Origin of the sequence: Bradyrhizobium sp. LA2.1 (genome assembly GCF_040547725.1) — a bacterium.
In the GTDB taxonomy this organism is placed as follows: domain Bacteria; phylum Pseudomonadota; class Alphaproteobacteria; order Rhizobiales; family Xanthobacteraceae; genus Bradyrhizobium; species Bradyrhizobium barranii.
On record NZ_JBEPQI010000002.1, the window covers coordinates 443912 to 463139 of the forward strand.

The 19228-nt window shown below is 64.8% G+C and carries 23 protein-coding genes; 12 read left to right on the forward strand and 11 right to left on the reverse strand.

All coding sequences use genetic code 11. From position 1 onward, the window contains the following. The first annotated feature begins 100 nt into the window (after positions 1-100). Together ABIB95_RS05035 and ABIB95_RS05040 are read left to right on the forward strand one after the other, a co-directional pair. Positions 101-553 carry a DoxX family protein gene (locus ABIB95_RS05035; protein WP_063983645.1) on the forward strand — a complete coding sequence of 151 codons (453 nt, stop codon included), beginning with the start codon at positions 101-103 and terminating at the stop codon, positions 551-553. 202 nt (positions 554-755) lie between these two features. Beyond that, positions 756-2174 (forward strand): outer membrane protein, encoded by a 1419-nt coding sequence (locus tag ABIB95_RS05040; RefSeq protein ID WP_502917795.1) that lies wholly within the window; start codon positions 756-758, stop codon positions 2172-2174. Between the two features lie 15 nt (positions 2175-2189). Here the strand turns inward: ABIB95_RS05040 and ABIB95_RS05045 are convergent, their stop codons facing one another. The 4 genes from ABIB95_RS05045 to ABIB95_RS05060 form a co-directional block, all read right to left on the reverse strand. Next, complete coding sequence (locus ABIB95_RS05045; RefSeq protein WP_166352832.1) at positions 2190-2741, reverse strand: dihydrofolate reductase family protein; 552 nt, start codon at positions 2739-2741, stop codon at positions 2190-2192. Positions 2742-2748: 7 nt separating this feature from the next. Beyond that, positions 2749-3762: a polysaccharide deacetylase family protein gene (locus ABIB95_RS05050; protein WP_135216862.1), complete on the reverse strand. Its 1014-nt coding sequence runs from the start codon at positions 3760-3762 to the stop codon at positions 2749-2751. Between the two features lie 165 nt (positions 3763-3927). After that, positions 3928-4494 (reverse strand): glutathione peroxidase, encoded by a 567-nt coding sequence (locus ABIB95_RS05055; protein ID WP_063983643.1) that lies wholly within the window; start codon positions 4492-4494, stop codon positions 3928-3930. A gap of 110 nt (positions 4495-4604) precedes the next feature. Beyond that, positions 4605-6224 (reverse strand): L,D-transpeptidase, encoded by a 1620-nt coding sequence (locus tag ABIB95_RS05060; RefSeq protein WP_354238093.1) that lies wholly within the window; start codon positions 6222-6224, stop codon positions 4605-4607. A gap of 208 nt (positions 6225-6432) precedes the next feature. Between ABIB95_RS05060 and ABIB95_RS05065 the strand changes: the two genes are divergently transcribed. Continuing rightward, positions 6433-6981 (forward strand): CreA family protein, encoded by a 549-nt coding sequence (locus ABIB95_RS05065; protein ID WP_354238094.1) that lies wholly within the window; start codon positions 6433-6435, stop codon positions 6979-6981. A 33-nt stretch (positions 6982-7014) separates the two neighbouring features. Here ABIB95_RS05065 and ABIB95_RS05070 read toward each other — a convergent pair whose 3' ends face one another. Beyond that, on the reverse strand, positions 7015-7215 hold the full coding sequence (locus ABIB95_RS05070; RefSeq protein WP_063986413.1) for a hypothetical protein: 201 nt from the start codon (positions 7213-7215) through the stop codon (positions 7015-7017). A 413-nt stretch (positions 7216-7628) separates the two neighbouring features. Here ABIB95_RS05070 and ABIB95_RS05075 point away from each other — a divergent pair, with 413 nt between their 5' ends. Both ABIB95_RS05075 and ABIB95_RS05080 read left to right on the forward strand, forming a co-directional pair. Then, complete coding sequence (locus tag ABIB95_RS05075) at positions 7629-7793, forward strand: hypothetical protein (protein WP_166096179.1); 165 nt, start codon at positions 7629-7631, stop codon at positions 7791-7793. A gap of 59 nt (positions 7794-7852) precedes the next feature. Next, positions 7853-8218, forward strand: a complete 366-nt coding sequence (locus ABIB95_RS05080; RefSeq protein WP_063983641.1) for a hypothetical protein — start codon at positions 7853-7855, stop codon at positions 8216-8218. Between the two features lie 3 nt (positions 8219-8221). Here the strand turns inward: ABIB95_RS05080 and ABIB95_RS05085 are convergent, their stop codons facing one another. After that, a complete protein-coding gene (locus ABIB95_RS05085) occupies positions 8222-8467 on the reverse strand; it encodes a DUF6719 family protein (protein WP_247311256.1) in 246 nt (81 codons plus the stop codon). Positions 8468-8534: 67 nt separating this feature from the next. Beyond that, positions 8535-10007, reverse strand: coding sequence for a MocR-like pyridoxine biosynthesis transcription factor PdxR (gene pdxR / locus ABIB95_RS05090; protein WP_354238095.1), 1473 nt, complete (start codon positions 10005-10007; stop codon positions 8535-8537). 75 nt (positions 10008-10082) lie between these two features. Here pdxR and ABIB95_RS05095 point away from each other — a divergent pair, with 75 nt between their 5' ends. The 5 genes from ABIB95_RS05095 (at position 10083) to kynU (ending at position 15404) form a co-directional block, all read left to right on the forward strand. Beyond that, entirely contained in the window at positions 10083-10808 is a 726-nt protein-coding gene (locus ABIB95_RS05095; protein ID WP_354238096.1) for a pyridoxamine 5'-phosphate oxidase family protein, read from the forward strand. 52 nt (positions 10809-10860) lie between these two features. Then, entirely contained in the window at positions 10861-12138 is a 1278-nt protein-coding gene (locus ABIB95_RS05100) for an ArgE/DapE family deacylase (RefSeq protein WP_354238097.1), read from the forward strand. A gap of 372 nt (positions 12139-12510) precedes the next feature. Further along, entirely contained in the window at positions 12511-13320 is an 810-nt protein-coding gene (locus ABIB95_RS05105) for a hormone-sensitive lipase (RefSeq protein ID WP_354238098.1), read from the forward strand. Between the two features lie 34 nt (positions 13321-13354). Then, the gene (kynA, locus tag ABIB95_RS05110) at positions 13355-14194 is read left to right on the forward strand and encodes a tryptophan 2,3-dioxygenase (protein ID WP_014495717.1); all 840 of its coding nucleotides are present in this window, start codon (positions 13355-13357) and stop codon (positions 14192-14194) included. Positions 14195-14201: 7 nt separating this feature from the next. Continuing rightward, the gene (kynU, locus tag ABIB95_RS05115) at positions 14202-15404 is read left to right on the forward strand and encodes a kynureninase (RefSeq protein ID WP_354238099.1); all 1203 of its coding nucleotides are present in this window, start codon (positions 14202-14204) and stop codon (positions 15402-15404) included. Between the two features lie 180 nt (positions 15405-15584). Here kynU and ABIB95_RS05120 read toward each other — a convergent pair whose 3' ends face one another. Beyond that, positions 15585-16373, reverse strand: coding sequence for a cobalamin-binding protein (locus ABIB95_RS05120; RefSeq protein ID WP_354238100.1), 789 nt, complete (start codon positions 16371-16373; stop codon positions 15585-15587). Positions 16374-16492: 119 nt separating this feature from the next. Between ABIB95_RS05120 and ABIB95_RS05125 the strand changes: the two genes are divergently transcribed. Together ABIB95_RS05125 and ABIB95_RS05130 are read left to right on the forward strand one after the other, a co-directional pair. Further along, the gene (locus ABIB95_RS05125) at positions 16493-16894 is read left to right on the forward strand and encodes a PaaI family thioesterase (protein WP_028157491.1); all 402 of its coding nucleotides are present in this window, start codon (positions 16493-16495) and stop codon (positions 16892-16894) included. Positions 16895-17044: 150 nt separating this feature from the next. Beyond that, the gene (locus ABIB95_RS05130) at positions 17045-17656 is read left to right on the forward strand and encodes a GNAT family N-acetyltransferase (protein WP_028147806.1); all 612 of its coding nucleotides are present in this window, start codon (positions 17045-17047) and stop codon (positions 17654-17656) included. Between the two features lie 79 nt (positions 17657-17735). Here the strand turns inward: ABIB95_RS05130 and ABIB95_RS05135 are convergent, their stop codons facing one another. From ABIB95_RS05135 to ABIB95_RS05145, 3 genes are all read right to left on the reverse strand, one after another. Then, positions 17736-18041, reverse strand: a complete 306-nt coding sequence (locus tag ABIB95_RS05135) for a hypothetical protein (protein ID WP_063983633.1) — start codon at positions 18039-18041, stop codon at positions 17736-17738. Positions 18042-18126: 85 nt separating this feature from the next. Next, positions 18127-18426 carry a putative quinol monooxygenase gene (locus ABIB95_RS05140; RefSeq protein ID WP_063983632.1) on the reverse strand — a complete coding sequence of 100 codons (300 nt, stop codon included), beginning with the start codon at positions 18424-18426 and terminating at the stop codon, positions 18127-18129. Between the two features lie 25 nt (positions 18427-18451). After that, a complete protein-coding gene (locus ABIB95_RS05145; protein ID WP_063983631.1) occupies positions 18452-19138 on the reverse strand; it encodes a DUF2161 domain-containing phosphodiesterase in 687 nt (228 codons plus the stop codon). Positions 19139-19228 lie beyond the last annotated feature (90 nt).

Sequence of the window (19228 nt, forward strand, 5' to 3'; positions counted from 1 at the left end):
CGCCATTTCCCCGTTTGTAAACCGGCGCACGACTCTTCATAATCGCCCGGTGCTCTCGTCAAGACGCCTTTTTCAAAAAGCCTGAGCCAAGAGGCCGATCATGCCAGCGTTCGTGACTTTCGGGCGAATCCTGTTCGCCGTGCTGTTCATCTACACGGGCGCGACCAAGTTCTTTCCCCTCCAGGCGACGGCCGATTTCATCGCCACCAAGGTGGTGGTGCCTGAGGTCATCGAGTCCTACACCAAGCAGATCGAGACGGCGACCGCCATGACCACGCCGCAACTGCTGGCGATCGCGGGCGGCGGGCTCGAGATCATTGCAGGCCTGATGATTGCGCTGAACTTCGGCGCGCGCTTTTTCGCATTGCTCATGATCATCTACATCGCGGTCTCGACCGTCCTGTTCTCCGATTTCTGGAATCAGGCCGCGCCCGACAACGCCAGGATGGTGGTCGATGCGCTGAAGAATCTCTCGATCATCGGCGCGCTGTTCATGATCATGGGCTACGGCCGCGCTACGCGCTCGGCCGAGACGGCCTACGGGGACGTGTAAAGCGAGTTGATGGCTCGTCCGTTTGCGACGAGTGCATGAACCATCATTCACAGATTATGGTTTTGAGATCACAGCGGTTCCACAAAATCGTGGCCGTTCCGGATCGACCGGTCTCTCCACTTGTCGGAATCCGTCTGAGCCCAATAGTACAGACGGTTCCGGTTGCACAGGCGCAATCGGCGCTGGGTGATTGGGGGCGGACTTGGTTCAATCGAAGCGCAAGGCGGCGGCGTGCGCTGCTGTCGTTCTGGGAGCTGCGCATGCCGCGGCCGTTTCTGTAACCGCGGCCTGTGCGGCAGACTTGCCCGTGAAGGCGCGGCCGCTAGCGGCGCCCGTGGCGAACTGGACCCAGTTTTACGTCGGCGGCGGACTGGGCTTCGACTTCGCGACGGGGCGGTCGAACCTGACGCCGGTCGGTGGTGGCCCGGATTTGTTCAGCCTCGACGGCTTGCAGGGCGCCGATCTCGGACTATCGGTTTTCGCCGGATTTGACGTCCAGGTTGCGCCGCGTTTCGTGGTCGGCGGTTTCGTCGATTATGACTGGTCGCGCCAGCGCACGACGGCCAGTGCGTCGAGCCCGTTCTTCGGCCAGAGCCTGAGTGCTGCGCTGCCATCGCTCGATCAGGGCTGGACGATCGGCGGCCGTGCTGGATTTCTGGTGACGCCCGATATCCTGCTCTACGGCCTCGCCGGCTACAGCGAGATGCGCATCAACAATTGGAACTTGAACTACGTGATCCTCGGGGGAGGGCCTTCGTTCACGGTGCAGGAATCGGGGCTGACGTCGCACGGTTACACGGTCGGCGCCGGCGCGGAATATCGCCTCGCGAGCAACGTGTCACTGCGCGGCGAATACCGCTACGTCGCGCTTGGCCGCAACACGACGGTCGATCCGCTCGGCGCGGTCTGGACCACGGACCTGTCCGAGCATGTGGTCAGGATCGGCGCGGCCTATCGCTTCGGCCAGTTCGGCGGACCTGCGACCGCTTCAGTGGCGCCCGCGCCGAATCCGACATGGACGGGCGTTTACGTCGGCGCGGGTATCGGGGGCGACGTCATCACGCCCCATGTCGCAGGCTCGTTCGCCGGTGTGCTGGATTTCAATGCGTCCGGTTTGGGCGGCGCCGACGTCGGCGGCACTTTCACGATCGGCTACGATCGCCAGGTCGCGCCGAAATGGGTCCTTGGCGCATTCGGCTTGATCGATGCCGGAACCAATGGCGGCGCCAAGGTCAACGCATCGGGCGGAGGTGTTGCGATCTCGTCGGATCTGGCGGCGGTGAAGTGGGGTTGGAGCGTCGGCGGACGCGTCGGCTACCTCGTGGCGCCGGAGACGCTCGTCTACTTGCTCGGCGGCTACAGCGGAACGACGGCGCAGTCGATCTCGTACAATTTCCTCGGATTTCCCGGCAGCGCTCCGACGCGGGAATATCACGGCGCGACCTTCGGCGGCGGCTTCGAGCGCTTCTTCACCGACAGCATCTCCGCCCGCGCCGAATATCGCGTCACGCATCTCGGGGCGCGAGACGATCTGGCGTCCGATTTCATGACCAGCCTGAGCGCGGGCGGCACGGTGCACACGCTGCGCGGTGTGCTGGCCTATCACCTTCCGACGCCGTAGCGCAGATCGCCTGTGCTAGACTCGACGCCACGGCGTAACCGTGACGTCATGCGCCGCGTCGAGCAGATACGGCGCCCCAGGCTTCATCCCGTGCGACGCCAGTACCTCATGCGGCGTCCGCTCCGGCACGCCGACAAAGCAGCCTTCGCCGCCGGGCAGCCGCACATGCGGGGCTTCCGACAGCCAGAACGTGTCGTAGCGGTCCATGAACATGTCGAACACGACGGGGCCGCCGATGATTGCGACCGTGCCGGAGGCGACACCGGCGAAAGCGCAGGCCTCCTCGAAGCTCGCATGCTCGGGATTCCACAGCGTCGCGTTCGGCATCTCCGGGTCGACGGTGAGCGCCTTGATCTTGCGGGTGAGGATCAGCCGCTTGCGCTTCGGCGAATTCGGCTGCTGCTCGTGCGAGTGTCCGCCGTGCACGACGACCGCGGCTCGATCGAGCGCTTGCTCGAAAAAGCGCTTGTCGCCTTCGAACACCAACGTTGAGGGCATGATGTGCGACGGATCGGCAAGCATGCCGTCCGCCGATATGATGACGTAACCTTCAAACCGGAAAGACAATTGCGGTCTATTCCGAGACCGTCGTCACGACGGAATTGACCGGGCGCGTGCTCACCGTCGGCAGCTTGACGTCCTTGAGCAGCTCCTGGTCGTATTCGGGCAGCGTCGAGGCCGGGAACTTGGCGCGCATCGCCACCACCTTGTAGCCGCCGGCCTTCAGGCGCTTGAGCAGCTCGGGCAGGGCCTCCGCCGTGTGCTTCTGGAAGTCGTGCATCAGGATGATGCCCTTGCCCTTGGTGTCGAGCTTCTTCATCACGGTCTCGATCACCTTCTCGGGCTTCGAGGCCTTGAAGTCGAAGGAGTCGATGTCGCAGGAGAAGATCGCGACGTTGCGGTTGCCGAGATAGGTAACCATCTCCGGCGGGTGCTGGAGCGCCGGGAAGCGGAAGAACGGTGAGGGCGAGATGCCGCCGAGCGCCCACTTCACCGCCGAGAATCCCTTCTCGATCTCTTCCTTGCGCTGCGCTTCCGTGAGCTTCTTGTTGTTGAGGTTGGCGTGCGACCAGGTGTGGGCGCCGACGGTGTGGCCGGCCGCATAGACCTGCTTCAGGATCTCCGGCTCATAGGTCGCGTGCTTGCCGATCGAGAAGAAGATGCCGGTGGTGCATTCGTCGGCGAGAGCCTTCAACACGGCGGGCGTGTTCTTCGGCCAGGGGCCGTCGTCGAAGGTCAGCACGACCTCCTTGTCGCGCAGGAAGTCGAGCTCCTTGAAATGCTCGAAGCCGAAGCCCGGACCACCCGTGGTGTCGATCTCGACGGTGCGGGCGACGCCGAGCGCGCCGGGCGTGTTGCAGGCCGCGCGGGCGGGCTGGGGCGCCTGTTTCGGCGGGGGCGGGAAGGCCGCTTGCGTCGGTGCAGCAACTGCCGCCGCGGGAGCGGGCGCCGGTGCCGCGGCGGGGGCTGCAGCCGGTGCCGCCTGGGTGGCGGCTGCGGGCTTTGCGGCCGGGGTCTGCGACCACGCTGCGCCTGCCATCGCAACCGACATCGCGCTTGCCAAAATCAGTCCTGCCGCCACACGCATGGTGTTGTCCTCGAGATTGATCCCGTTGTTCCGCCGCAGCTTTTCGCCTCTGGCAAAACCATCCTGCCCCTTGATAGTCTTAGCCTAGATGGTGGGCCCTCGTCATTGCAACGGCTGTTTGGCACCCCGCCACAATTGTGCCCAACCGGATGCGGGCTGCGGGTGTCAGCTGTCGGCCAGCGCCTTCGCAATCGCCGTCTTGACCCGTGTGTCCGTCGGATCGACCGCAGACGGATACACCTCGGCAATGTAGCCGTCGCGCCCGATCAGGTATTTGTGGAAGTTCCAGCGCGGAACGTCGCGGGGGCGCGCCTCGGCCGCCCATTTGTAGAACGGATGCGCCTTGGCGCCGACCACCACGGCCTTGGCCGCGATCGGGAAGGTAACGCCGTATTGGTGGTGTGCGGTCTCCGTGATCTCGCTGGTGCCGCCGGGCTCCTGGCCACCGAAATCGTTGGAGGGCACGCCGATCACCGTGAGCCCGCGCTCGCGAAACTCGCTCCAGAGCTCTTGCAGGCCGGCATATTGCGGAGTGTAGCCGCAGAGCGAAGCAGTGTTGACCACCAGCAGCGGCTTGCCCGTGAACGCGGCAAGGCGGATGTCGTCGCCGGACAAAGCAGGGAAAGAGAAGGCATAGGCCGAGATCCGGCTCATGCCGCCATCGGCACGGCTGCGTCCAGCAGACGCGGTCGTCGCGACGAGCGCGGCGAGCATGGTCCTGCGGTTCAGCATGGCAACGTCCCCCGACGTGATCCGGGACGCACCTTACTGCGTCGGCGCGACGCGCCTGGTCAACACCGCGTTATCGGACGCGGCAAGGCGACACTTCACTAGAAAGCGCTCTAGTACAGACGGACGATGAAGTCGGTGCCTTCGCCGGTCTCGCCCTGGTTGATGCCCTGGTCGGAGACGATGATCGAGCCGCCCGATGTCAGCATCTCGTTGATCTTCGCCATGGTGTCCGCAGGGATCGAGATACGGTCGAGTGCCTCGGCCGGGCTGTCCGGCATGACCACGGGCTTGGCTGTAACGGGCTTGGCGGCGACGGGGATCACGGCGGCGCCGCGCTGGCGGAGTGTCACGCGGCTGTCATCTTCGCGCGCGGCGGCGCGGGCGGAGACCGGCAGCGATACCACCGACCAACGCAGCGCGTTGGTGTCGTTCTTGTCGACCTCGGCGGTGAACACGTGCGTGCCGAGCGGCCGCTCGCTCGCAGCGATCGTGACGGGAACCTCGAACAGCGGCGCAAAGTTCTGCCGCACGTAGAGCTTGGAGTCCTTGCGGCTGATGAACACCGCGATCTGGCCGGCCCGTTTGGGCGTCTCCGGCTTCGCGGCAGGCGCAGGATCAGCGACGCGGGTCTCGTCCTTCTTGGCGTCGGGCGAGGCGGCGAGCGCCGGTGCGGCAGCGGGCGCATCGGGCTTCTTCGCGGGCTCGGCGGCTTCAGCCTTGGGCGCTTCTGCAGTCTTGGGCGCTTCCGCGGCCTCAACGGGCTTTGCGTCGGTGCTTGCGGGTTTGGCTGCTTCTTCCGACTGCGGCTTGACCGGGGCAGATGCCTCGGCGCTCTTTTCAGACTTGGCCTCAACCTTGTCGGCTGGTGCGGCTGCTTCCGCGCGCGCCGGTGCATTGCCGGTGGTGGCATCCGACATCACGGTATGGCCGAGCGACGAACGCAGCTCGAGCGCGCTCTCCGCGCTGGCGGTCTTCGTCTCGACGGGTTTTGCTTCGCTGACTTTGGTTGGTGCGGCGCCCTTGTCGGCCTTGTCGCCGACATTGGTCTGCGGCTCCAGGCTGGCGGCGGGCTGCGGCGGCACGCGCACCGAGGCGAGCAGGGGATGCGAGAAATTTTGCGGCGACATCTGGCCGGGCGAGACGATCACACGCGCGCCCATCCTGGTCCAGTTCCACATCTTCACCGCGAACGCCATCGGCATGCGGATGCAACCGTGCGAGGCCGGATAGCCCGGCAGCACGCCGGCATGCATGGCGATGCCGGACCAGGTGATCCGCTGCATGTACGGCATCGGCGCGCCGCTATAGATGTTGGACTGGTGGAATTTGTGCTTCTGGATCACGCTGAACACGCCCATCGGCGTCGAGTGGCCCTTCATGCCTGTCGACACCGCGGATTCCGCGAACACGCCGTTGGTGTCGTAGACCGTCACCTTCTGCCGATCGATCGACACGACGATCACGAGCGGACCTTGCGGCTTCGTGCCGGCTTCCTTCTCGGCGACGACCGCTTTCTTGCCAGCCGTACTGCGCTTCTGAGGCTTCTGCCGGGGAATGTCGGGATAGCGCTCCTGCCGGGCGGCGTAGGACCCGTCGGAGTAGTCGCTCCAGTAGTAGAACGCCGCGTCCGCCTGGCTGGTCAAGCCAATCGCACCCGCCGCCGTCAAAATGGCGACCTGCCACAGCCGGGCCGGCCTGGCAGAAAAACTGGCCCCGTTCACGCTATTCATTCCTCGAATCCACAATCCAACTCAGAAATTAGTCTCGCAGAGGGGATACGCGTTCACTAGCACGGCAGTTCTGCCGTCAGCGAATTTTGTCCATGACGTAGCAAAAAAGCCTCACGGAGCGGTAAACGGCGGCCGCGACGGCTCCCGGTCGTCTTCCTGACCGGCTGTCGCATGCCTACATTGCCGGGACTTGTTACCGGAGAACTTCATGTCATCTCGTTTCCCCGGTCTTTCCGGCATCCGCTTGAAAGGCCTTGCTTTATTCCTCCTGTTGCTCGCTGTCCAAGCGAGTTCTGCAATCGCCGCCGACGAGCCGGATCTGATCTTCCGCCGCTCGACGGTATTCAAATGGATGAGCCCGAATGACAAGCTCGCGACCTACGGCCTCGACGACCCCGAAGTCGAGGGCGTGGCCTGTCATTTCACGGTGCCGGAGAAGGGCGGCTTCAAGGGCTGGCTCGGCCTTGCCGAGGAGGTCTCGGATATCTCGCTGGCCTGCCGCCAGGTCGGTCCGATCAAGTTCAAGAACAAGATGGAGCAGGGCGACGACATGTTCCGCCAGCGCCGCTCGCTGTTCTTCAAGAAGATGCAAATCGTGCGCGGCTGTGACGCCAAACGCAATGTGCTGGTCTACATGGTCTATTCGGACCGGCTGATCGAGGGCTCGCCGAAGAACTCGACCTCGACGGTGCCGGTCATGCCGTGGGGACCGGCTGACGCAAACGTCCAGAAGTGCGGCGAGTTCTTCACTCAGTGACGCGCTTGCGTTCACCCAGTGACGCGCTCGCGTTCACTCAGTGACAAGAGTGCGGCTGGCGCGCGGCTTTGCGAGATGCGAGCCGGTCAGCCGCACGAATGCTTGTGGCGCGGCCTCGTGGCCGCGGCCCGACTGCAGCGACATTGCCCCGATTGAAGCGACCCGGCTGGGTTGGTCGGCGCGGTCCGTCCGCAGGTCCGCGTCGCGCGGCGTTGCGCGATCTTGCGCCGTCATGATGGCATCCCTCAACTGAACGCGCCCGGTGGTTCCGGGCTTCTCGGTTTCGATGGCTTGGGTCGCAGTCGAATCGCGCCCGGTTCGACGGAACCCAGCCCCCGTTCGGGCTTCTCTTCAGCAGAAAAACGTAAAATGCATGTGAAGTGCGGAAGGCGCGCGTGTGACGGCGCGCAGTGTGGGCCTGCTTCCAAGCGCGAACAGAGCCTGCAAGACCACTTTCAGGCGCCGCGCGACCCCTCTGAAAAGACTGGGATTTTCCGCTGAATGTTTCGTCGCCTGGCGCATGACGAAACAATTCTCACAAAGACGAAACCATTTTCCGCTTTTGGCGCATCACGCGCGAAACGACGCATGGTTATCAGCTTCACAACGACGACGCACCGCCGGCCAAGGAATTGGGACACGAGATCATGCGCACGCTCAGCTTCATCCTTGCCTTCGCTTTCGTGCTCGCCGGCTCTTCGTTCGCGGGGGCGCCGGACGGCAATCTCCCGGGTGTCGGCACCTTCCAGTACAGCGGCTCGCCGGTCACCACCACGGCGCCGCAGCCGATCGTGGTCGCTGCGCGTTTCTGATCGACAGCCAAGAAAATCAAAAGAAAAATCACAAGAAAAACCAGCCGATAAAGGCCATCATGATTGTCCGATTCTGCGCCGCAGCGTTCGTTTCGCTTCTGACGATCAGCGCTGCCCACGCGCAGGTTCGCGCTCCTTCGAGGCTACCGGATCCCCGCAGCGAGTTCATGCGTCAGTGTGCGCCGCGGATGCTCGGGCGCTGGGAGCATCCCGAGGAGGTCTGCGGCTGCCTGCATGATCACGCCGTTGCTGCCGTCGAGGACCGCGATCTGCGCGAGGCGCTGTTGCGCGGCATCAGCGAGACCGGCGTGCCAACGATCGAGACTGATTGGGTGCCCGCGTCCAAGCAGGGCGAGATCGGCTCGACCTTCACCAAGATCGCCAAACCGACCTTGCAGTGCATGTTCGACCCGGCGAAGTCGTAACCATCACTTCGATTTCGGACCGTAGCGCGGCACGCAGGCGATGGTCCGCGCCACGCCCTTGTCGGTCATTCTCGCACCGCGCACTTCCTTGACCTGCCCGGCGGGGCAGGTTCCGTCATCCACTTGCACGCGCTGGCCGAGCTTGAGATCCGTGATGTCCTGTTCACGTCCGACGGTGACGGCATGCGCCGCCGTCGCGAGGGCGAGGGAGATCAGCAGCGAGAGGCAGGTCGCGCGGCGCAGCAGCATGATGTGAGGTCCCGGCATCGATGCCGCAATGTAGGGAGCGGCAGGCGATTCTCATAGTGAACGTTCGTCACGCCCGCCGGGTAGATTTGCTCCTCGCGCGCAAGGCGCCGCGCGACGCCAGCGCGAGCCGTTCGGCGGAGGCCACGAGTTGCGGAACCGCGTGGCCGGAAAATCCCAGCACGAACCCGGGCAGGGGACGCGCGCGCGAATAGGTGTCGGCCAGCAGCCAGCCTTCTGCGCCCGCGGCCTGCTTCGCCTGCGCCGCGACCGTAAGCTCGACCGACGGATCGAACCGGGCGACGAGGTGCAGCCCTTGCGACGGTACAGGCACCGACAGCGCGCCGTCGGATGCTGCTTCCAGGGTCTCAGCCAGCGCGTCGCGCGCCTCGCGATAGAGCTTTCGTACCCGCTTCAGGTTGGCGGCGAACGCGCCGGAATTGAGCATGTCGGCCACCGCGCCCTCCATCAGCGTGCCGGGAAAGCGGTCGAGCGCGGCGCGCGCGGCCGTGACGTCCGCGATCAGGCGCTCGGGCAGCGCGCAATAGCCGATGCGCAGGCCCGGAAACAGCGTCTTGGCGAACGTGCCCATGTAGATCACGCGCTGGAGATGATCGATGCCAGCAAGCGACATCAACGGCGCGCCGTCATAGCGGAACTCGCTGTCGTAATCGTCCTCCAGCACGAAGGCGCCGGCCTGCCTCGCCCAATCCAGCAGCTCCAGCCGTCGCGGCATCGACATCTGCACGCCCAGCGGAAACTGGTGCGACGGCGTCACATAGGCCGCGCGTGCGGACGATGCGGCGGTGCGGCCCTTGGCGACACGTATCCCGTGCTCGTCGACGGGAACGGGTACGGCGCGATAACCGCAATGCGAAATGGTTTTTCGCGCGGCGGGGTAGCCCGGGTCCTCGCACCAGACCTGGTCGTTGGGCTTCAGGATCGCGCTCAGCACGATGCGCAGCGCATGCAGCGTGCCTGAGGTCAGCATGATCTGATCGGGGTCGCAGCGCAGGCCACGTGCCGACAGCAGATGATCGGCGATCGCCGCGCGCAGCTCGCGGCTGCCGCGCGGATCGCCATAATGCAGATGCTCGGACCCGAACGCGCGCATGCGCCGCCCGACGAAGGCACGGAAGCGCTGCACCGCACGCTCGTCGATATGGGTGCAGCCGAGCGAGAACGCGCCTTGCCGCGGCGCTTCGACCACGGCCTTCGGCTTCTTCGGTTCGGCGGCGCGCGCCGGTATCCGCGCTGCAACGAAGGTGCCGGAGCCGACGGTCGCAGCGGCAAAGCCGTCAGCGATCAGCCGTTCATAGGCAGTGACGACGGCGTTGCGGCGGAAGCCGGTCTGCTTGGCCAGTGTCCGCGACGGCGCCAGCGGCTCACCGGGTTTGACCAGGCCAGAGACGATCATCTCGCACAGCGCCTGGTACAGCCGGTGCGCCGACGACGCGCCCGCGGTGATGTGCGGGCCGGTCAGGTCGAGCGGCAGTTCGGCCTTGGCCGGCGAGGGGACTAAATTGGTCGGAATTTTTTGCATGGAATTGGCACTATCGCAGACCAAATCCGCGGCTACAACTCTCCTGGAATTGTTCCAAGCCCGACAGGAGCGGCCGTGAGCCAGACCGAAAGCCAGAATTCCTATCCGACGTCAGCGCGCAACCAGGTCAAGCGCCGTCACGACCGCGGCTTCTACGATCACGACACCGTTCACCGCATCCTGGATTCCTCGATGCTCTGCCACGTCTCCTATGTCATCGACGGCCAGCCCTATTGCACGCCGACCTTCTTCTGGCGCGAAGGGACCAAGCTCTATTGGCACGGCTCGAGCGCGAGCCGCATGCTGCGCAACCAGACCACGGGCGAGCGCGTCTGCCTCACGGTCGCCCATCTCGACAGCCTCGTGCTGGCGCGCTGCGGCTTCAACCATTCCGCCGACTATCGCGCCGTGATGGCGTTCGGCACCGCCTATCTCGTCACTGATCCCGAGGAAAAGGAGCGGGCAGTGATCGCGATGGTCGACCGTTTTTTCCCGGACCGCACCGCGACCCTGCGTCAGAGCAACACGCAGGAGATCAAGGCGACCTCCTTCATCGCGATGGAGATCGAGGAAGCCTCGGCCAAAGTCCGCGCCAAGGGTGTCGCCGATGACGACGAGGACTACGAATTGCCGATCTATGCCGAGCGCATCCCCGTGCGCACCGTCTTGGGCGCGCCGGAGCCGTGCCCGCGCCTGCTGGATGGTGTAACCCGGCCTGCGACGCTGAATGGCTATTCGGAAGGCCGGCTGCTCGAAGATGCATTGCGGGATGCTTATTTTGTGGAGTACCCGAACGGCTGAAATCGGCTAGCTTGCGCGCACCATTGACCAATTGGATGCCTGGAGTCGCCCGATGAATGCCGAAACGCAGCAGAGGATTCTTGACGCCGTCGATGTCGGCTTCGAAGCCCAGCTTGCGACCACAAGCGATTTCGTTGCGATCCCTTCGACCCGCGGGGCCGAGGGGCCGTGCCAGGACATGATCGGCGACCTCCTGCGCGAACGCGGCTACGAGGTCGACGACTGGCACATCGATGTCGATGACCTCAAGGATCTGCGCGGTTTCGGTCCGATCGAGCACGATTTCTCCAAGGCGCGCACGGTGGTGGGCACCTACCGCCCGCAAACGAATCGCGGCAAATCGCTGATCCTCCAGGGGCACTGCGACGTGGTGCCCGCGGGGCCGCTGGAACTGTGGGACACGCCGCCATTCTCGCCCGTCATCAAGGATGGGAAGATGTTCGGCCGCGGCGCCTGCGACATGAAGTCGGGCACGATCGGCGCGCTCTACGCGCTGGACGCGATCAAGGCGGCGGGTTTCAAGCCGACGGCGCGGATCCACTTCCAGTCCGTGATCGAGGAGGAGAGCACCGGCGTCGGCGCGCTCTCGACATTGCAGCGCGGCTATCGTGCCGACGCATGCTTCATCCCGGAGCCGACCGGCGGCAAGATGGTGCGCTCGCAGGTCGGCGTGATCTGGTTTCGCCTGCGCGTGAAGGGCCATCCGACCCACGTTGCCTTCGCCGGCTCCGGCGCCAACGCAATCATGGCGGCCTATCATTTGATCCAGGCGCTGCAAAAACTCGAGGTCGAGTGGAACGAGCGCGCGAAAGCCGATCGGCACTTCAAGACGCTGAACCATCCCATCAACTTCAACCCCGGCATCATCAAGGGCGGCGACTGGGCCTCCAGCGTGCCGGCCTGGTGCGACGTCGATTGCCGTATCGCGGTCCTGCCGGGCTGGTCGATCGCCGATCACCAGAAGGAGATCATGGCCTGCGTTGCGGCTGCCGCGCGCAACCACCGCTTCCTCGCCAACAATCCGCCGGAGGTCGAATGGTCGGGCTTCCTGTCGGAGGGGTATGAACTGACCGACGCCGCGGCGCCCGAGGCCGCGTTCGGCAAGGCCTTCAACACCGTCTATGGCGGCGAAATCCAAGACCTCGTCTTCACCGCGCTCACCGACACCCGCTTCTACGGTCTCAATCACGGCATCCCCAGCCTCTGCTTCGGCGCGAGCGGCGGCGAGATGCACGGCTTCAACGAATTCGTCGACCTGGAGTCGCTGAAGAAGTCGACCAAGGCGATGGCCCTGTTCATCGCGGATTGGTGCGGGGTGGAGAAGGCGTAGGTCTCTCCGCCGTCATTGCGAGGAGCCCTTGCGACGAAGCAATCCAGAGCGTCGCTGCGGAAGCAGACTGGATTGCTTCGCTGCGCTCGCAATGATGGGCGGACGGTCCTGTAGGGTGGGCAAAGGCGCCCTTGCGCCGTGCCCGCCATCTCTCTTCTACCCCGAACGAAGTGGTGGGCACGCTTCCGCCTTCGCTCTTCGAGCTACGGCGGACAAGTCGCTTTGCCCACCCTACGGCATCTCGGCTGAGGCGACCGCTGCCCGAAACACGGGCGCGTCCAAATGCTTTAAGCTTAAAAGAAAGACTAGGACGCCGTCCTGACTGGTGGCAGACTGGCGCCCAGTTCGACGGCCGAATCCTTGGGTGTCACGATGCGAGATTGGGATGATGCTTATGCCAATTCGGCCCATATCCCGGGCTCGGACAAGATGCCGGCCCAATGGGCGGAGCGGGCGGCGGCTTACCGCGCCGGCCTGAAAGACTTCCGCGCGGACGTCGCCTACGGCCCGGGCGAACGCCAGCGTCTCGACCTGATCCTGCCTGACGGCGACAGCAAGGGCCTCGTCGTCTTCGTCCACGGCGGCTACTGGATGCGCTTCGACAAGTCGACCTGGACCGATCTTGCCGAAGGCGCGCGGCATCACGGCTGGACTGTCGCGCTGCCGAGCTACACGCTGACGCCGGCCGCACGCATCTCCGACATCACCGTAGAGATCACCGCCGCGATCACCAAGGCGGCCTCGCTCGTCTCCGGCCCGATCCGGCTCGCTGGCCATTCCGCCGGCGGCCATCTCGTCACGCGCATGCTGTGCAACGACAGCCGGCTCGAGCCCGCCGTCTACAACCGCATCGCCGGCACGCTCTCGATCAGCGGGCTGCATGATCTGCGACCGCTACTCAAGACGAAGATGAACGAGACGCTGCGCATGACCATGGAGGAGGCGACGCTTGAAAGCGCGGCGCTGCACCTGCCGCGGGGACATTCGCCGGTCACGGCGTGGGTCGGCGGCGGCGAACGGCCCGAATTCATGCGTCAGTCCGATCTGATCGCCAATGTCTGGACCGGCTTCGACGTGCCGACGCGCCTCGTCGTCGATCCCGGGCTCAACCATTTTACGGTGGTCGACGGACTGAAGGATCCGTCGTCCCCGATCACCGCGCGCCTGATCGGCCTCGACTGACGCGGCGAGGATTGATCGATCGAAAGGGCCTGCCATGACGTCCAGCGATTACGATCCGACGAGCGAAGGCGCCGAGACCGATTTCGCCCGGCGCATGTCCTACGGCGACTATCTGGCGCTGGATGCGATCCTCGGCGCGCAGCATCCGCTCTCGGAAGCCCATGACGAGATGCTGTTCATCATCCAGCATCAGACCACGGAGCTGTGGATGCGGCTTGCCATCCACGAGCTCAGCGCCGCGCGCCGCGCCATCGCCAGGGACGAAGTGCAGCCCGCGATGAAGATGCTGGCTCGGATGTCGCGCATCTTCGAGCAGCTCAACGGCGCCTGGGACGTGCTGCGCACCATGACGCCCAGCGAGTATACGCGTTTCCGTTCGCAGCTTGGCCAGTCCTCGGGCTTCCAGTCGCGTCAGTACCGACTGATCGAATTTCTGGTCGGCAACCGCAACCACGCCATGCTCAAGCCGCACGCGCACGATGTGGAAACGACCAGGCTGCTCGAAGGCGAGCTTGCCACGCCGAGCCTGTACGACGAGGTGCTGCGGCTCGCCGACCGCAACGGGCTCAAGATGCCCGCGTCCGTGCTGGCGCGCGACGTTCGCGAAACCCACAGCTTCAACGAGGGCGTGCTCCAGGCCTGGCGTATCGTCTATGAAGCGCCGGAGACGCATTGGATGCTCTACGAGCTTGCCGAGAAGCTGGTCGATTTCGAGGACTACTTCCGGCGCTGGCGCTTCAACCATGTCACGACGGTCGAGCGCGTCATCGGCTTCAAGCGCGGCACCGGCGGCACCGGCGGCGTCAGCTATCTCAAGCGCATGCTGGAGGTCGAGCTGTTCCCCGAGCTCTGGCGCGTCCGCACGATTCTGTAGAGATCCCATGACCAAGCTTCGCGTCTATGACGACACCAGGGCCTTGTTCCATTTGCCTGAGGGCGTGATCTATCTCGACGGCAATTCGCTCGGCGCGTTGCCGCTGGGCGTTGCCGAGCGCGTCAGCAACGTCATCACGGCTGAGTGGGGCAACGAGCTGATCCGCGCCTGGAATAGTGCGGGCTGGTATGCCCAGCCGCGCCATGTCGGCGATCGCATCGCGCGATTGGTCGGTGCGGAAGCCGGCTCCGTGATGGTCGGAGACACCCTGTCGCTCAAGGTCTACCAGGCCCTCGCCGCCGCGCTCGACATGAACGCATCGCGCAAGGTCGTGCTATCGGACACCGGAAACTTTCCGACCGATCTCTACATGGCCGAGGGCCTGATCGCGACGCTCGGCCGCGGCCATCAATTGCGCCTGGTGGCGCCGGAAGAGATCGAGGCCGCGTTGTCGGAGGAGATCGCTGTCCTCTACATCACCGAGGTCGACTACCGCACCGGACGGCGCCATGACATGGCGACGCTGACCGCGAAGGCGCATGCGCTCGGCATCGTCACGGTCTGGGACCTCGCGCATTCGGCCGGCGCGCTGCCGGTCGATCTCGCTGGCTGCGGTGCCGATTTCGCCGCCGGCTGCACCTACAAATACATCAACGCCGGCCCCGGCGCGCCGGCCTTCCTCTACGTCGCCCCGCGCCACGCCGACGGCGTGCGCGCCGCGTTGTCGGGGTGGATGGGTCACGCAAAGCCGTTTGCGTTCGAGCTTGGCTACGCGGCGGCCGGCGGCGTCGAGCGCATGCGCGTCGGCACTCCGCCGGTGCTCGCAATGGCGGCGCTGGAGGCCTCGCTCGACATCTGGGACAGGGTCGACATTCGTGAGGTCCGTGCGCGCTCGCTGGCACTTGGCGATCTCCTGATCGCCGAGGTCGAACGCCGCTGCCCGGAGCTCAAGCTCGTCACCCCGCGCGCGCACGAGCACCGCGGCTCACAAGTCTCCTTCGCCTTCGACGGCGGCTACGCTGCCATGCAGGCCCTGATCGCCCGTAGCCTCATCGGCGATTTCCGCGCGCCTGACATCATGAGGTTCGGGATTACACCGCTCTACATTGGGGAGAGCGAGATCATGCGAGCAGCCGAGATCATCGAGGAGGTGATCGCAGGCGAGGTCTGGCGCCGGCCGGAATATCAGGTGGTGAACGCGGTGACCTGAAGAAGGTCTCGTGCGCCGGACGCGGCGCAGCGCCCCCGGCGATGCGAAGCATCGTCCGGTGCGGTGCGCCGCAGAGCCTGGGCCCACGCTGCACTGAACTCCGTATCGAGATGGGTCCCGGCTCTGCGCAGCAACGCTGACGCGTTGCAGCGCGTCCGGGACACGAAAGCTGCGATCAAGCTATTTGAGTCCACCCCACAACGCCGTCACGATCGCATCCAGCCCATCCGTCAGCGCCGCCGGCCCCGGTTGCAAGATGATCGGCGACTTGATCTCGACGATGCGGTCGTCGCGCACGGCGGGGATCTCGTTCCAGCAATCGCGCGCGCGGATGCGGGCAGGGACGACTTTCTTGCCGCACCAGGAGGCAAGGATCACGTCGGGCGCTGCCTCGCGCACTGCCTCCGCCGAGACGATGCGATCCTTTGCCGCCTGCCGATGTCGCAATTCCTGAAACACATCCTCACCGCCGGCGATCTCGATCAACTCGGACACCCAGCCGATGCCGGAGATCAACGGATCGTCCCATTCCTCGAAATAGACCTTTGGCCGCGCCGAGGGGCGAGGTGTTGCCGCTATCTCTGCGAGGCGCCGTTCGAGATCACGGGCAAGGCCTTCGGCGCGTTCAGCGGCGCCGACCAGCGCACCAAGTGTCCGGATCATCGCCAAAATCCCGGCGATGTCGCGCTGGTTGAAAACATGGACGTCGACGCCCGCGCGCACGAGATCGGCGACGATGCCGGCCTGGAGGTCGGAGAAGGCCAGCACCAGCTCCGGTTCCAGCGCCAGGATCTTCGGGATGTCTGCGGAGACGAAGGCCGACACCCGCGGCTTTTCCCGCCGCACCTGAGGCGGGCGGACGGCGTAGCCGGAGACGCCGACGATGCGGTCCTGCTCGCCGAGCAGGTACAGCGTTTCGACCGTCTCTTCGGTCAGGCAGACGATGCGGCGGGGCGGGAAGTGGCGCATGGGAAGAGCATATGCGCAAATGCCGTCGCCGATGTCAGCAGGGCCATTACCTCGGACGTCATTGCTTTGCCGCCCGAAGCAATTCACGCTGAAACAACAATGAATTGGGAGGAGATCCGATGACGCCGCTCGAGAAGCTTAAAGCGATGAAGATGCCGTTTGCCGAGCTCAAGGGCGTCGAGTTCGTCGAGGCCGAGAAGGACCGCGTGGTGGCGCGGATGACGGTCAGGCCCGACCTCTGCACACTCCACCACACCATCCACGGCGGCGCAGTGATGGCGCTCGCCGATTCCGTCGGTGCCGCCGCGACCGTGATCAATCTGCCGGAGGATGCCAAGGGCACCACGACGCTCGAGAGCAAGACCAATTTCATCGGCGGGGCGAAGGAGGGAACCACGGTTATCGCCACGGCTACACCGGTCCATCGGGGACGGCGGACCCAGGTCTGGAGCACCCGGCTGGAGACCGAGGACGGCAAGCTGGTTGCCGTGGTGACCCAGACTCAGCTGGTCCTCGTATGACTACGGGGGCTTGATTTTATTAACGAATTGGTCGCTTTCGATGCCTGAAACTTGGGCAGGTTCCCGTCTTGAAAAATATGCTGCGACGCACAATATTGGGGACCTAGGGATTCGAACGCCTCCTCGAGGGACACCAAGAGGAGTTTTGACGTGGTACTTGAAGACACGACCCGCACGACGCCCGTTCCGGGCTATGTCCGGACCTTGAGCCAGCAGGAAGAATTGCCGCTTCTGCGCGATCACCTCCTGCGGCTTGATTCCGCAAGCCGGCACGACCGTTTCAACGGCTTTCTCGACGACAGCTTCATCGAGCGATACGCCGCCCGCTGCGCCGAGGACGGCACCGTGATTGTCGCCTACATCGTCGACGGCGTGGTCCGCGGTGCGGCCGAGCTGCATCCGCCGGAGGACGATTCGTTGCCCGAGGTCGCCTTCAGCGTGGAAGCCTCGGCACGGCGCCAGAATGTCGGCACCATCTTGTTCAGCCGGCTGATCGCGGAAGCGCGCTGGAAAGGCTACAAGCGCCTGCGCATCACTACCGGCGCCGAGAATCACGCCATGCGCGCGCTCGCCAGGAAGTTCGGGGCGAATCTGCAATTCCGCCATGGCGAATCGACCGGCACGATCGATCTCGCCAAGACGCCCGAGGCCGAGCTCGCTGAACTCGCGGCCTCGCCCTTCACGGCCGGCCGCGCTCTTCTCAGCTTCAACTCGACCTGCTGGAAGATCATCTCCAGCATGTACGGCAATCGCGCCGCCTAAATCCCAACGCGGACTGGAATCAAAAAAGCGGACCGGCAAAACCGGTCCGCTTTCGTATTGGGGATAGGGAATTGAGCGCTCAGGTACCGGTGCGCTTGTCGTTGCCGAAGCGGCGGACGACACGGCGTTCGACCACCACCGAGCGCTGCGCACCCTGTTCGCCTGCGATCACGCGTGTGGCGGTGATGCGGCCGTTGGTGCGGGCCTGCTTCTTCACCTCGGCCTGCACGATTTCGATCGGCATCCCCATCAGCGCTGCCGCGATCTCGGCCTGCTGCTCATGATCGTCGGTGATGCCGACGGCGGCGAAGATCGCCTCGTCCAGGGTCGGCGGATCGTGGCGCACGCGCCGCGTGCCATATTTAGTGTTCCAGTCTGCGCTCATAACGGCCTCGGTTTGATGCCGGGATACCTAGTGCCGGAGATGTTGCATTGCAATATGAATTTGGTGTGGCATCACAGCTATGCGCTCACAGCTTTTCGAGCCTGTCGGCCTCATAGAGGTCGAGCGTGGTTGGCCCCGTGGCCAGCGAGCGCAAGGTGCGCACGAACTCGCCGGATGCAGGTACCGCAAAGTGGGCGGCGAGCGCGGCGCGGTCGGCCCATTGCTCGAGGAACACCAGCCTGAGCGGATTCTCGCAGTCGACATGCACTCCATGGGAGATGCAGCCGGGTTCCTGTCGCGACCGATGAACATGCTCGAGGCTCAGGCGGCGCGCCTCGTCGAACGTCTCGGTGCGGACCGTTACGCTGCCAGTCACAACGATCATGCGCTGTCTCCCGACGTGATTTCCGCTAGGGGGGCGATGCCTCGCGGGGCGTTTCTTTCATCGGTGCCTGCGGCCAGCGTTTCAGCGCCGCGTGTCCGGCCTCGGTCAGCCCGTAGATTCCCCGGTCCGCACGTTCGAACCAGCCATACACATTGTTAAGCAAGATCTTGCCGGCATCGGGACAGCGCTTGCGCAATTCGCGCACCTTTCGTGGCCCGCCGACGAGTTCCGACGCACAGGCCAGCGCCTGCTGGCGATAGGCCGTCATGATCGGCGCGCGGGTGCTGCCGCCGAGCACGGGATCGCCCTGGCGGCGCTGATGTTCGGCGACGAGGCGAGAGCGCTTTTTCGGCTCGCGGCGCGGCGCTGCCGTCGGTGGCTTCACCAGCACCTCGACCTGGCCGCGGTCAGTGACCCCAAGCATACCGAAGCCGAGGCGGCGGCACAGATTGCGATAACGCGCATCGCTCTCGCGTCCCTTGCCGCGGATCGACATCTTTGCAGCGATCCAGACCTCGTCGCCGGCCGGTGCGCGGTCAACCGCCTGGAGGATCAGCTCGAGATTGAAGGCGAGCTTGAGCTCACCAATCACCACGACAGGCGGATCGCCCGCGCTGAGGCCGACGAGGTCGCAGCCGCCGATCTCGCCCTTGACCGTGAAGCCGAGCTCTTCGAGGAAGCGTTTGACGGGTAGATAAAGCGCGGTTTCCAAGGAAAGCGTCCGGGTCTTGCGTTCCGATCCGAGAATCAGTTGCGGCCAGTTTAGCCCGGAACGCAGTTGTGGCTCTGCGCCATTTGATCG

Coding starts and splice junctions, on each gene's coding strand:
- kynU (WP_354238099.1), top strand. CDS start 14,202: ATGACCAAGCTTCGCGTCTATGACGACACCAGGGCCTTGTTCCATTTG.
- ABIB95_RS05085 (WP_247311256.1), bottom strand. CDS start 8,467: ATGCTGCTGCGCCGCGCGACCTGCCTCTCGCTGCTGATCTCCCTCGCC.
- ABIB95_RS05100 (WP_354238097.1), top strand. CDS start 10,861: ATGAATGCCGAAACGCAGCAGAGGATTCTTGACGCCGTCGATGTCGGC.
- ABIB95_RS05075 (WP_166096179.1), top strand. CDS start 7,629: ATGCGCACGCTCAGCTTCATCCTTGCCTTCGCTTTCGTGCTCGCCGGC.
- ABIB95_RS05080 (WP_063983641.1), top strand. CDS start 7,853: ATGATTGTCCGATTCTGCGCCGCAGCGTTCGTTTCGCTTCTGACGATC.
- ABIB95_RS05120 (WP_354238100.1), bottom strand. CDS start 16,373: ATGCGCCACTTCCCGCCCCGCCGCATCGTCTGCCTGACCGAAGAGACG.
- ABIB95_RS05050 (WP_135216862.1), bottom strand. CDS start 3,762: ATGCGTGTGGCGGCAGGACTGATTTTGGCAAGCGCGATGTCGGTTGCG.
- ABIB95_RS05140 (WP_063983632.1), bottom strand. CDS start 18,426: ATGATCGTTGTGACTGGCAGCGTAACGGTCCGCACCGAGACGTTCGAC.
- ABIB95_RS05135 (WP_063983633.1), bottom strand. CDS start 18,041: ATGAGCGCAGACTGGAACACTAAATATGGCACGCGGCGCGTGCGCCAC.
- ABIB95_RS05055 (WP_063983643.1), bottom strand. CDS start 4,494: ATGCTGAACCGCAGGACCATGCTCGCCGCGCTCGTCGCGACGACCGCG.
- ABIB95_RS05060 (WP_354238093.1), bottom strand. CDS start 6,224: ATGAATAGCGTGAACGGGGCCAGTTTTTCTGCCAGGCCGGCCCGGCTG.
- ABIB95_RS05035 (WP_063983645.1), top strand. CDS start 101: ATGCCAGCGTTCGTGACTTTCGGGCGAATCCTGTTCGCCGTGCTGTTC.
- ABIB95_RS05070 (WP_063986413.1), bottom strand. CDS start 7,215: ATGACGGCGCAAGATCGCGCAACGCCGCGCGACGCGGACCTGCGGACG.
- ABIB95_RS05125 (WP_028157491.1), top strand. CDS start 16,493: ATGACGCCGCTCGAGAAGCTTAAAGCGATGAAGATGCCGTTTGCCGAG.
- ABIB95_RS05105 (WP_354238098.1), top strand. CDS start 12,511: ATGCGAGATTGGGATGATGCTTATGCCAATTCGGCCCATATCCCGGGC.
- ABIB95_RS05065 (WP_354238094.1), top strand. CDS start 6,433: ATGTCATCTCGTTTCCCCGGTCTTTCCGGCATCCGCTTGAAAGGCCTT.
- kynA (WP_014495717.1), top strand. CDS start 13,355: ATGACGTCCAGCGATTACGATCCGACGAGCGAAGGCGCCGAGACCGAT.
- pdxR (WP_354238095.1), bottom strand. CDS start 10,007: ATGCAAAAAATTCCGACCAATTTAGTCCCCTCGCCGGCCAAGGCCGAA.